This is a genomic window from Embleya australiensis (assembly GCF_051903075.1).
Taxonomy (GTDB): domain Bacteria; phylum Actinomycetota; class Actinomycetes; order Streptomycetales; family Streptomycetaceae; genus Embleya.
Genome location: NZ_CP182422.1, coordinates 2321684 through 2334190, shown reverse-complemented (window position 1 = coordinate 2334190; position 12507 = coordinate 2321684). Strand labels below are relative to the sequence as shown.

9 protein-coding genes are annotated in these 12507 nt (G+C 72.3%); all 9 read left to right on the top strand.

What is annotated here, in order from left to right:
- The first annotated feature begins 64 nt into the window (after positions 1-64).
- Positions 65-1507 (top strand): aldehyde dehydrogenase family protein, encoded by a 1443-nt coding sequence (locus ACMXN5_RS09690; protein ID WP_439674888.1) that lies wholly within the window; start codon positions 65-67, stop codon positions 1505-1507.
- Between the two features lie 294 nt (positions 1508-1801).
- The gene (locus ACMXN5_RS09685; protein ID WP_439674887.1) at positions 1802-3727 is read left to right on the top strand and encodes an acyl-CoA dehydrogenase family protein; all 1926 of its coding nucleotides are present in this window, start codon (positions 1802-1804) and stop codon (positions 3725-3727) included.
- 130 nt (positions 3728-3857) lie between these two features.
- Positions 3858-5120, top strand: a complete 1263-nt coding sequence (gene dxr / locus ACMXN5_RS09680) for a 1-deoxy-D-xylulose-5-phosphate reductoisomerase (protein ID WP_439674886.1) — start codon at positions 3858-3860, stop codon at positions 5118-5120.
- Positions 5117-6418, top strand: a complete 1302-nt coding sequence (locus tag ACMXN5_RS09675) for a M50 family metallopeptidase (protein ID WP_439674885.1) — start codon at positions 5117-5119, stop codon at positions 6416-6418. The genes dxr and ACMXN5_RS09675 overlap by 4 nt, the downstream gene beginning before the upstream one ends.
- A gap of 162 nt (positions 6419-6580) precedes the next feature.
- On the top strand, positions 6581-7738 hold the full coding sequence (ispG, locus tag ACMXN5_RS09670; RefSeq protein ID WP_380003075.1) for a flavodoxin-dependent (E)-4-hydroxy-3-methylbut-2-enyl-diphosphate synthase: 1158 nt from the start codon (positions 6581-6583) through the stop codon (positions 7736-7738).
- A 247-nt stretch (positions 7739-7985) separates the two neighbouring features.
- Positions 7986-9434, top strand: a complete 1449-nt coding sequence (locus ACMXN5_RS09665; RefSeq protein WP_439674884.1) for an alpha/beta hydrolase — start codon at positions 7986-7988, stop codon at positions 9432-9434.
- Positions 9431-10927: an alpha/beta hydrolase gene (locus ACMXN5_RS09660; protein ID WP_439674883.1), complete on the top strand. Its 1497-nt coding sequence runs from the start codon at positions 9431-9433 to the stop codon at positions 10925-10927. The genes ACMXN5_RS09665 and ACMXN5_RS09660 overlap by 4 nt, the downstream gene beginning before the upstream one ends.
- Before the next feature lie 102 nt (positions 10928-11029).
- The gene (locus ACMXN5_RS09655; protein ID WP_439674882.1) at positions 11030-11887 is read left to right on the top strand and encodes a GNAT family N-acetyltransferase; all 858 of its coding nucleotides are present in this window, start codon (positions 11030-11032) and stop codon (positions 11885-11887) included.
- 88 nt (positions 11888-11975) lie between these two features.
- The gene (locus ACMXN5_RS09650) at positions 11976-12503 is read left to right on the top strand and encodes a GNAT family N-acetyltransferase (RefSeq protein ID WP_380003079.1); all 528 of its coding nucleotides are present in this window, start codon (positions 11976-11978) and stop codon (positions 12501-12503) included.
- Positions 12504-12507 lie beyond the last annotated feature (4 nt).

Below are 12507 nucleotides of genomic sequence, written 5' to 3'. Positions count from 1 at the left end.
CCCGATCGACGTACCGTGGACGACACCGGGATCATCAGCGCCCGTTGACGGAGAAGGAGCAGCAGTGACCACCACCCACGCGTTCTGGCTGGCGGGCCGCCAGGCCACCGGCGAGTCGACCTTCGACGTCACCAACTCGTACGACGGCCGGCTGGTCGGCCGGGTCTCCGAGCCCACCGACGCGCAGGTCGAGGAGGCCGTCGCCGCCGCCCACGCGAGCGCGCACGAGTTCGCCGCGCTGCCCGCGTACCGCCGCGCCGCGGCCCTGGACCACGTCGCCCGGCGCCTGGGTGAGCGCACCGAGGAGATCGCCCGGCTGATCACCGCCGAGAACGGCAAGCCGATCAAGTGGGCGCGCGGCGAGGTCGGCCGCGCGGTATCGGTGTTCCGCTGGGCCGCCGAGGAGGCCCGCCGGTTCAACGGCGAGGGCATGCGCCTCGACACCGACGCGGGCGGCACCGGCCGCTACGCACTGGTCCGGCGGATCCCCAAGGGTGTGGTGCTCGGCATCGCGCCGTTCAACTTCCCGCTCAACCTGGTCGCGCACAAGGTCGCCCCCGCGATCGCGGTCGGCGCGCCGATCATCCTCAAGCCGGCGCCGGCCACCCCGCTGTCCGCGCTGGTCCTGGGCGAGATCCTGGCCGAGACCGACCTGCCGGCCGGCAGCTGGAGCGTGCTGCCGGTGCCCAACGACCGGATGCCGGCCCTGGTCAAGGACGAGCGGCTGCCGGTCATCTCGTTCACCGGCTCGGGCCCGGTGGGCTGGAGCATCATGGACTCGGTCCCGCGCAAGCACGTGACCCTGGAGCTGGGCGGCAACGCCGCCGCCGTCGTGCTCGCCGACTGGTCCTCCGAGGCCGACCTGGAGTGGGCCGCGCAGCGGATCGCGACGTTCTCCAACTACCAGGGCGGCCAGTCCTGCATCTCGGTGCAGCGGGTGATCGCCGACACGAGCGTGTACGACCGCCTGGTGGAGAAGGTCGTGGCCAAGGTCGCCGCGCAGGTCACCGGCGACCCCGAGGACGACGCGGTCGACGTCGGCCCGCTGGTCAGCGTGGCCGCCGCCGAGCGGGTGCAGGCGTGGGTGGACGAGGCCGTACAGGCCGGCGCCAAGGTGCTCACCGGCGGCATCCGCGACGGCGCGAACTACGCGCCGACCGTGCTCAGCGAGGTCCCGGCGGGCGTCACCATCGCCTGCGAGGAGGTCTTCGGCCCGGTGCTCACGCTGACCCGGGTGGACGGCACCGACGCCGCCTTCGCCGCGGTCAACGACTCCGAGTTCGGCCTCCAGGCCGGCGTGTTCACGCACGACATCCAGACCGCCTTCCGGGCCCAGCGCGAACTGGAGGTGGGCGGCGTGATCATCGGCGACGCCCCGTCCTACCGCGCCGATCAGATGCCGTACGGCGGCGCCAAGAACTCCGGCGTCGGCCGCGAGGGCGTCACCTACGCGATGACCGACTTCACGTACGAGCGCGTGATGGTCCTCACCGGCCTCGACCTGTAGGCCCCACCGACGAAGGGCCCGGCCACCTGGGGTGGTGTCGCCGGGCCCTTTCGCACGCCTGGGAATAATGCAGCGCATGCCTGGGATCAATGCAGCGCACGCCTGGGATCAATGCAGCGCATGCCTGGGACCAATGCAGCGCATGCCTCGGATCAACGCCGCGCATGTCTTGGCGTCGGCGGTGGCATAGCTCTGGACAAAACCCCGTTACCCGGCATTCAGTGGACGTGCACGGGCAGGTAACACCGGCCGGTAACAACGTCGGTTCCGCTGCGAGTCCGCGAGGAGTCCGCCATGCCCCCTGTCAGCGAACGCGAAGCGCGCAAGGTCGCCGAGGAAGCGCGACAGCAGGACTGGGACAAGCCCAGTTTCGCCAAGGAGTTGTTCCTCGGCCGGTTTCGGCTCGACCTGGTCCACCCGCACCCCGAGGCGGACGCGGAGGAGATCCGCCGGGGGGAGGACTTCCTCGCGGTGCTGCGCGAGTTCCTGACCACCCGGGTGGACGCGACCGTGATCGAGCGCGACGCGCAAATTCCGGACGAGGTGATCAAGGGCCTCGCCGAGATCGGCGCGCTCGGGATGAAGGTCGACACCGAGTACGGCGGCCTCGGCCTGAGCCAGCTGTACTACAACAAGGCGCTGGTCCTGGTCGGTTCGGTCAACGCCGCGCTCGGCGCGCTGCTGTCCGCGCACCAGTCGATCGGGGTGCCGCAGCCGGTCAAGCTGTTCGGCACCGACGACCAGAAGCGCGAGTTCCTGCCGCGCTGCGTGCGCGAGGTCAGCGCGTTCCTGCTCACCGAGCCCGACGTCGGCTCCGACCCGGCCCGACTGGCCACCTCCGCGGTGCCCACCGAGGACGGCGACGCGTACATCCTCGACGGGGTGAAGTTGTGGACCACGAACGGCGTGGTCGCCGGACTTCTGGTGGTGATGGCCCGGGTGCCCAAGGCCGAGGGCCGGCGCGGCGGGATCACCGCGTTCGTCGTGGACGCCGACAGCCCCGGGATCACCGTGGAGAACCGCAACGCCTTCATGGGCCTGCGCGGCATCGAGAACGGCGTCACCCGCTTCCACCGGGTCCGGGTGCCCGCGGCGAACCGGATCGGCGCCGAGGGCGCGGGCCTGAAGATCGCGCTGACCACGCTCAACACCGGCCGGCTCTCGCTGCCCGCGATGTGCGCCGGCGCCGCCAAGTGGTCGCTGAAGGTCGCGCGCGAATGGGCGGGCGAGCGCGAGCAGTGGGGCCGCCCGATCGCCGCACACGAGGCGGTCGCGGGCAAGATCGCCTACATCGCGGCCAACGCCTTCGCGCTGGAGGCGGTCCTGGAGCTGACCGCCCGGATGGCCGACGAGGGCCGGCGCGACATCCGGATCGAGGCGGCGCTGGCCAAGCTGTACTCCTCCGAGGTGGGCTGGCTGGTCAGCGACGAACTGGTGCAGATCCGGGGCGGACGCGGCTACGAGACCGCCGCCTCGCTGCGCGCCCGCGGCGAACGCGGAGTGCCGGCCGAGCAGATGTTGCGCGACATGCGGATCAACCGGATCTTCGAGGGCTCCACCGAGATCATGCACCTGCTGATCGCCCGCGAGGCGGTGGACGCCCACCTGGCCGTGGCCGGCGACATCATCGACCCCGACGCGGACCTCAAGGCCAAGGGCAAGGCCGCCGCCGACGCGGGCGTCTTCTACGCCAAGTGGCTGCCCAAACTGGTCGCGGGCAAGGGGCAGGTGCCCACGTCGTACCGCGAGTTCGCCCCCGCCGGGCTGCCGAGCCTGGCCGCGCACCTGCGCTTCGTCGAGCGCACCTCGCGCCGGCTGGCCCGCTCGACCTTCTACGGCATGGCCCGCTGGCAGGGCGCGATGGAGCGCAAGCAGGGCTTCCTCGGCCGGATCGTCGACATCGGCGCCGAACTGTTCGCGATGAGCGCGGTGTGCGTGCGCGCCGACATGCTGCGCCGCCACGACGCCGAGCAGGGCCGGGCCGCGTACGAGCTGGCCGACCTGTTCTGCCGGCAGGCGCAGATCCGGGTGGACGAGCTGTTCGGCCGGTTGTGGACCAACACCGACACGCTGGACGGGCGAGCCGTCGAGGGTGTGTTGGCGGGCCGCTACCTGTGGCTGGAGGAGGGTGTGCTCGACGTCTCCACCGAGGGCCCCTGGATCGCCGACGCGACGCCGGGACCGTCCAAGGTGGAGAACGTGCACCGACCCGTCGGCTGAGCCACGCGCGGGGGCCGGCGGGCGGGTACCGCGGGCCCCCGCGCGCCGACTCGCGCCGTCCGGGGCGGTCGCCGCGGGCAATCGGCCGACCTGTGCTCGGCGCCCCGCCGGCGCGGGCCACAATGGACGGATGGACTCCCTGGCCGATCCGTACGCGCCCTTCGCCGCCCCCGACCAGCCGCCCGGCCGACGGGACGTCGTCCTGCTCGGTTCCACCGGGTCGATCGGCACCCAGACCATCGACGTGGTGCGCGCCCACCCCGAGCTGTTCCGCATCGTCGGCCTGTCCGCCGGTGGCGGCCGGGTCGACGAACTGGCCCGGCAGGCGCTCGAACTCGGGGTCGAGGTGGTCGCGGTGGCCAAGGCGTCCGCCGCGCAGGACCTGCAACTGGCCTTCTACGCCGAGGCGCAGCGCCGCGGCTACGCCAAGGGGCAGTACAAGCTGCCGCGCATCCTGGCCGGCCCCACCGCCGCCACCGAACTCGCCGAACACCCGTGCGACGTGGTGCTCAACGGCATCACCGGCTCGATCGGCCTGGCCCCCACGCTGGCCGCGCTGACCGCAGGACGCACCCTCGCGCTGGCCAACAAGGAGTCGCTGATCGTCGGCGGCCCGCTGGTCAAGGCGATCGCCAAGCCCGGCCAGATCGTCCCCGTCGACTCCGAGCACTCCGCGCTGATCCAGGCGCTGCGCGGCGGCCGGGCCGATCAGGTCAAGCGGCTCGTGGTCACCGCCAGCGGCGGCCCGTTCCGCGGTCGCACCCGCGCCGACCTCGTCGACGTCACCCCCGCGCAGGCCGCGGCACACCCCACCTGGGACATGGGCCCGGTGATCACGATCAACTCGGCGACCCTGGTCAACAAGGGGCTGGAGGTGATCGAGGCGCACCTGCTCTACGACATCCCCTTCGACCGGATCGACGTGGTGGTCCACCCGCAGTCGATCGTGCACTCGATGGTGGAGTTCACCGACGGCTCGACGCTGGCCCAGGCGTCCCCGCCGGACATGCGGCTGCCGATCGCGCTCGGCCTGTCCTGGCCCGACCGCGTGCCCGACGCGGCGGCCGGCTGCGACTGGACCAAGGCGGCCACGTGGGAGTTCTTCCCGCTCGACCACGAGGCCTTCCCGGCGGTCGAGCTCGCGTGCGCCGCGGGCCGCGCCGGCGGCACCGCGCCGGCGGTGTTCAACGCGGCCAACGAAGAGTGTGTGGACGCGTTCGTCGCGGGACACCTGGGGTTCAACGGCATCACCGACACCGTCGCCGCCGTGGTGAGCGAGCATGATGTACGTGGGGACGGCAACCGGTTGACACTGGAGGACGTCCTCGACGCGGAGGACTGGGCGCGCCGACGGGCACGCGAGATCATCGCCCACGGAGGAGAACCCCGTTGACCCTGTTCATGACGATCCTCGGCATCGTCGTCTTTGTCGTGGGCCTGCTGTTCTCCATCGCCTGGCACGAGGCGGGCCACCTGGTCACGGGCAAGATGTTCGGCGTCCGGGTGCCGCAGTACATGGTCGGCTTCGGCAAGACGTTGTGGTCGAAGAAGATCGGCGAGACCGAATACGGCCTCAAGGCGATCCCGGCCGGCGGCTACTGCCGGCTGATCGGGATGTTCCCGCCCGACGCGTCGGGCAAGGTCCAGGCCCGCAGCACCTCGCCGTGGCGCAGCATGATCGAGGATGCCCGGGAGGCGTCCTACGAGGAGGTCGGTCCCGGCGACGAGGACCGGATGTTCTACCAGCGCAAGCCGTGGCAGCGCACGATCATCATGCTCGCGGGCCCGTTCATGAACCTGATCCTGGCCATCGGGCTGCTCGCGGTGTACCTGATGGGCTTCGGGATCAACAAGACCACCTCGACGGTGAGCACCGTCTCCGAGTGTGTGGTCAGCGCCGACGCGAAGACCGACAAGTGCCCCGAGGGTGCCAAGGCGGCACCCGGCAAGGCGGCGGGTCTGCTGCCGGGCGACCGCATCGTCTCGTTCAACGGGCAGAAGATCGGCGACTACGACAAGCTCCAGGGCCTGATCCGCAAGTCGTCCGGCGAGGTCACCCTCGTGGTCGACCGCAAGGGCCGGCAGCTGACCCTCAAGCCGGTGCTCGAACAGAACAAGATGATCAAGATCGACGGCGACGGGCGGGCCGTGCCCAATCAGTACGTCACCACCGGCTTCCTGGGCATCAGCCCCGCGACCGGGATCCAGCGCCAGAGCGCCGCCGAGTCCGTCGAATTCACCGGTGACATCGTCAAGAACGCCTTCCACGGCCTGCTGCGCATCCCGCAGAAGGTCCCCGCCCTGTGGGGCGCGGCCTTCCAGGGCGACAAGCGCGACCAGGATTCCCCGGTCGGCGTGGTCGGCGCGGCCCGGGTCGGCGGCGAGGTCGCCGCCCTGGACGTGCCCCCGTCCCAGCGGGTCGGCCTGATGATCTTCATCATCGCCGGCTTCAACGTGTCGCTGTTCCTGTTCAACATGCTGCCGCTGCTCCCGCTCGACGGGGGCCATGTGATCGGCGCGTGGTGGGAGTCGATCCGTCGCCGGATCGCGAGCCTGCGCAAGCGTCCGGACCCGGGCCCGTTCGACGTGGCCCGGCTGATGCCGGTCGCCTACGTCGTGGCCTCGATCTTCATCGCCTTCACCGTCCTGGTGTTGATCGCCGACCTGATCAACCCCGTGAAGGTCACCTAGGTCCTCGCGGAGAACGCGCCCGTATCCCGACCGGGCCGGCCCACCGTGTGTCGATCAGGCAACAGGTGGGACGGCACAGGGGTACGGGCGCGTCCGTACCGGTGGGCGGTGGCGTAGCGTTGACGACGACCTACCCGCCGAACCCACGGGACTCAAGCGAACATGACCGCGATCCAGCTCGGAATGCCGTCCGTACCTGCCCGGCCCCTCACGCCGCGCCGCAAGTCACGGCAGATCATGGTCGGCAACGTGGCCGTCGGCGGAGACGCCCCGGTGTCGGTGCAGTCCATGACCACCACCCTGACCTCCGACGTCAACGCCACGCTTCAGCAGATCGCCGAGCTGACCGCGTCCGGCTGTCAGATCGTCCGGGTCGCGGTCCCCTCGCAGGACGACGCCGACGCGCTGCCCGCGATCGCGCGCAAGTCGCAGATCCCGGTGATCGCGGACATCCACTTCCAGCCGAAGTACGTCTTCGCCGCGATCGACGCCGGTTGTGCCGCGGTGCGGGTGAATCCGGGCAACATCAAGCAGTTCGACGACAAGATCGCCGAGATCGCCAAGGCGGCCTCCGCGGCCGGCACCCCGATCCGGATCGGCGTCAACGCCGGATCGCTGGACAAGCGACTGCTCGCCAAGCACGGCAGGGCCACCCCCGAGGCGCTGGTGGAGTCCGCGCTGTGGGAGTGCTCGCTGTTCGAGGAGCACGACTTCCGCGACATCAAGATCTCGGTCAAGCACAACGACCCGGTCGTGATGATCGAGGCCTACCGGCTGCTCGCCGAGCGCTGCGAATACCCGCTGCACCTGGGCGTCACCGAGGCCGGGCCCGCCTTCCAGGGCACGATCAAGTCTGCGGTCGCGTTCGGCGCGCTGCTGTCGCAGGGCATCGGCGACACCATCCGGGTCTCGCTGTCCGCCCCGCCGGTCGAGGAGATCAAGGTCGGCAACCAGATCCTGGAGTCGCTCGGACTGCGGCAGCGCGGCCTGGAGATCGTCTCCTGCCCGTCCTGCGGCCGGGCCCAGGTCGACGTGTACAAGCTCGCGGAGGAGGTCACCGCGGGCCTGGACGGGCTCAAGGTGCCGCTGCGGGTGGCCGTGATGGGCTGCGTCGTCAACGGCCCCGGCGAGGCCCGCGAGGCGGACCTGGGCGTGGCGTCCGGCAACGGCAAGGGGCAGATCTTCGTCAAGGGCGAGGTGATCAAGACCGTGCCCGAGTCGAAGATCGTCGAGACGCTGATCGACGAGGCGCTCAAGCTGGCCGAGCAGATGCAGGCCGACGGTGTGATCAGCGGCGAGCCGATCGTCGACATCGCCTGAGCCGGTCGCCCGAGCCGGTCGCCGGGCGGGGCGTCGCCGGGGGCGGATTTTCGGCCGGCGTGCGATCCGGCCGCGGTCGGTTCGATCCGGTCGGGTCCACCCCCGTCCGCCCCGGTTCGAGCCCGACCGGATCAATCGACTCGCCCACGCGAGTGACATATCGTTGATGCGCCCCGACCCCAGGTAATCGACCCCGATCATCGAGACACATGATCGGGGCGTCGCCCCCGGGGGAGGGGCGTCGCGCGTGGGACGCATCGTCGTGGCCGTAGTGGCCGTCGCCGCCATGATCGCGGGCACCGCCGCGGGACCCGCGAGCGGTCCCGACACGGCGCACCCGGCCGTCGGGAGCACGCCCGGCGTCGTGTGGGGCGGTTGCCCCGACGACGTCGCCGAACCGGGACTGCGCTGCGGCACGCTGGCCGTGCCCGTCGACCACGCGCGCCCCGACGGGCCCACCACCACGCTGGGCCTGTCGCTCGCGGCGGCGACCGGCGGGCGGGCCCGGCGCGGCACGATCGTGGTCAACCCCGGCGGACCGGGCGGCGGCGGGATGTGGTTGGCCGGGCTGGTCCGCCGCGCCCTGCCCGAACGGGTGCGGCAGAGCTACGACATCGTCGGCGTCGACCCCCGCGGCAACCACCACAGCGACCCGATCTCGTGCGTCGACGCGAGCTTCGACCGGGCGCCCAGGCCCGATCCGGTGCCGGCCACGGCGCGGGACGAGGAACGGCTGGTCGAGCGCGCCCGCACCTATGCCGGCGGCTGCGCCGAGCGCGCCGGCCGGCTCCTGCCGCACCTGGGCACCCTGGAGAACGCCCGCGACCTGGACCTGGTCCGCGCCGCGCTCGGCCGGCCGAAACTCTCCTTCATCGGCTGGTCCTACGGCACCTATCTGGGCGCGGTCTACGGGCAGTTGTTCCCCGAGCGGGTCGACCGGATGATCCTGGACAGCATCGTCGACCCGCGCCCCGACCAGGTCTGGTACGGCTCCAACCTGCGTCAGGACGTCGCCTTCCAGGGCCGTTGGCGCGACTTCCTCGACGCCTTTGGCGCCGACCTGGACCCGATCTTCACGCGTGTGCTCGCCGCCGCCCGAACCCGCCCCCTCGCCGACGCGGTCGGCCCGGCCGAGCTCTACGACCTCGCCACCCGGACCCTGTACGGCTCGCAGAACTGGCCCGGCTTCGCCGACGCCCTGCGCGCCTGGGACCGCGGCGACCCGGCCCCGCTCGCCGCGCTGTACACCCCGCCCACCGCGCAGGACGCCAACGGCACCGCGATCTACACCGCCGTCGAGTGCCACGACGGGCCGTGGCCGCGCGACTGGGCGGTGTGGGACCGCGACACGCGCGCCGTGGACGCCACCGCCCCGCTCACCGCCTGGTCCAACACCTGGCTGAACGCGCCCTGTGCGTTCTGGCCGGTGCCCGCCCGGACCCCGACGCGCATCGACGGCCACGACCTGCCGCCGGTGCTGCTCATCCAGGGCACCCGCGATCCGGCGACCCCGCCCGCCGGGGCGAACGCGCTGCACGACGCGCTGCCCTCCTCGCGCCTGATCACCGTGCTCGGCGAAGGCGACCACGGGATCCTCGCGTTCCAGCCCAACGATTGCGTCCTTGCCGCCGCCGCGGCCTACCTGACCGACGGCACGCTTCCGGCGGGCCGCGACACCACCTGTGAGGAATCGTGACCCGCGCCGTCCGCGCCCTCCTGGCCGGCGCGCTCACCGCCGCCGCGCTCACCGCCGCCCCCGCCCCGGCCCGCGCGGGCACCGAGCCGATCATGTGGGGCGACTGCCCGACGGGCACCGCGCCGGGCGAGCGCTGCGGCAGCATCGGCGCGCCGCTCGACCACGCCCGCCCCGACGGCGCCCGGATCCGGGTCGGCGTCTCCCGGGTGCCGGCCACCGGGAGCCGGGCCGAGTACCAGGGCGTCCTGGTGGTCAACTTCGGCGGCCCTGGCGCCTCCTCCGTCGGCTCGATGGCCGCGCTGGCCGGCGGCCTGCCCGAGCGGCTGCGCCGGGCCTACGACCTGATCGGCTTCGACCTGCGCGGGCGCGGCACCAGCACGCGGGTCGTCTGCACCGACCCGGTCACCTTCAGCCGAGGGCCCAGGCCCGATCCGGCCGTGCCCGCCGGTCGCGCCGCGCACCTGGCCGCGACCCGCGCGTTCGCCGACGGCTGCCGGGCCTTTGCGCCCGACCTGCTGCCGCACCTGACCACCCGCGACATCGCCCGCGATCTCGACCTGGTCCGGGCCGCGTTCGGCGCGGAGCGGCTGAGCATCCTGGGCTACTCGTACGGGACCTACCTGGGCGCGGTGTACGGGCAACTGTTCCCTCGGCGGGTGCACCGGATGGTCCTGGACAGCGTGGTGGACCCCACCGAGGTCTGGTACGGGACCGGCTTCCTCCAGGCCCGCGCCTTCTCCGCGCGTCAGCGCGACTGGGCGGCCTGGGCCGCCGACCGCGACGACCGCTACCACCTGGGCACGAGCGCGGCCCGGGTGCTGGCGACCTGGGACGTGCTGCGCGCCCGCCTCGTGGCACGGCCCGCCGACGGAGTCTTCGGCGGCGTCGAACTCGACCAGTTCACGATCGGCTCGCTCTACACCGACCGGGACTGGCCCCGGCTGGCCGGCGCGCTCGCCGACTACGCCTCCGGCGACGGCGCGGCGCTGGTCGCGTCCCGGCGGGCGGCGACCACCGAGGAGGTCAACTTCGAGTCGGTGTTCCAGACCGTCTCCTGCGCGGACGCCCCCTTCCCGGCCGACGAGCGGGTCTTCGACGCGGACATGGTCCGACTCCGGGCCCGCGACGGAGCACTCGGCGCGGCGATCGCCTCGCCCGGAGCGTGCCTGTACCTGCAGACCAACACCGCGCCGCCGACCCGGATCGACGGCGCGGGTCTGCCCGGTGTGCTGCTGATCCAGTCCGTCGGCGACCCGGCCACGCCCTACGAGGGGGCGCTGCGCATGCACGACGCGCTGCCCTCCTCGCGGCTGTTGACCGTGCGCGGCAACGGCAACCACGGGCACTACCTCGTCGACGGCCCGTGCGTGGACGACCGGGCCACGGGGTACCTCGTCGACGGGACCCTGCCCGCGAACGACATCGAGTGCGACGCCGCCGCGCCGGAGGGCCCCGTGACGCGCCGACCGGGGGTGCCGAGGCTGCCGCGCTGACCCGCCCGCCGATCCCCGTACCTCCCGGGCGGCACATACGGCCTGGACCTGCATAGGGTGGTGCCGCAACAACCGGCATTTCCCCAAGGTCCGCCCGATGGCATGGTGAGGCACGTGCTGAGCTCGGTTTCCACCAAGGTCCTGGACGGGACCGACCTGTCCGCCGTCCAGGCGCTGCTCGACCGCGACCCGGTCACCAACGTCTTCGTCGCGTCCCGGGTCCGGCTCGCCGGTGTCGATCCGTGGCGCCTGGGCGGCGAGCTGTGGGGCTACTACGAGGGCGGCCTGCTCACCTCGCTGTGCTACGCGGGGGCGAACCTGGTCCCGGTCGAGGCCGGGCCCGACGCGATACGGTCCTTCGCCGAACGTGCCCGGCGCCAGGGTCGGCGCTGTTCGTCGATCGTCGGCCCCGCCGAGGCGGCGGCCGGTCTGTGGCGGCTGCTCGAACCCGCCTGGGGACCCGCCCGCGACGTACGCCCGGTGCAGCCGCTGATGGTCGCCGGCCGGCCCTCGGCCGAGGTGCCCGCGGATCCGCTGGTGCGCCGGGTGCGGCCGGACGAACTGGATCTGGTGATGCCCGCGTGCGTGTCGATGTTCACCGAGGAGGTCGGGGTCTCGCCCCTGGTCGGCGACGGTGGCACGCTGTATCGCGCACGGGTGTCCGAACTCATCGCCGGCGGCCGTGCGTTCGCCCGGATCGAGGACGGCAGGGTGGTGTTCAAGGCGGAGATCGGCGCGGTCACCCGACACGCGTGCCAGATCCAGGGTGTGTGGGTGGCCCCGGAGCGGCGCGGTGAGGGGCTGTCCGAGATCGGCATGGCAGCGGTGCTGCGGCACGCGCTCGCCGAGGTCGCGCCGGTGGCCAGCCTGTACGTGAACAGCTACAACGGCCCCGCCCGCGCGGCCTATCGGCGGGTCGGCTTCGCCGAGACCGGCGCCTTCATGAGTGTGTTGTTCTGATGCAGCATGAGTGTGTTGTTCCGATGCGGCATGAGTGTGTTGTTCCGATGCGGCGCCGGCGGCTCGTCCCGATGGAGTGCGTGTGCTGATGGAGTGGACGTGCCGGGTCGTCGACCTCGCCGCGTACGCGGACGAGGCGGTCGAGGTACAGGCCCACGCGTTCGGGCTCGCCGACGACGAGATCGCGATCCGGCAGCGGATAATGCGCCGCCACGCGGCCTTCGCCGGGGTGCGCTCGCTCGGCGCGTTCGACGGCGCCGGTCGCCTGGTCGGCTTCGGCTACGGCTATCCGAACCTCACCGACCAGTGGTGGAGCCTGGTGATCGAGCCGCACCTGGCCCGGGAGGGCCATCGGGCCTGGCTGGACGAGTCGTTCGTGGTCGGCGAGTTGCACGTGTTGCCGCGCTGGCAGGGGCACGGCATCGGCCGCACCCTGATCGGCCTGCTGTGCCGGGGCCAGGACCGCTCGCACATCCTGCTCTCCGCGATCGACGAGCAGACCCCGGCGCGCCGGCTCTACCGCGGCTTGGGCTTCGTCGACCTGGCCCGCCCGGTGCTGTTCCCGGGCAACAACCGGCCCTACACCGTGATGGGCGCGATCCTGCCCTTCGCGTGACGCC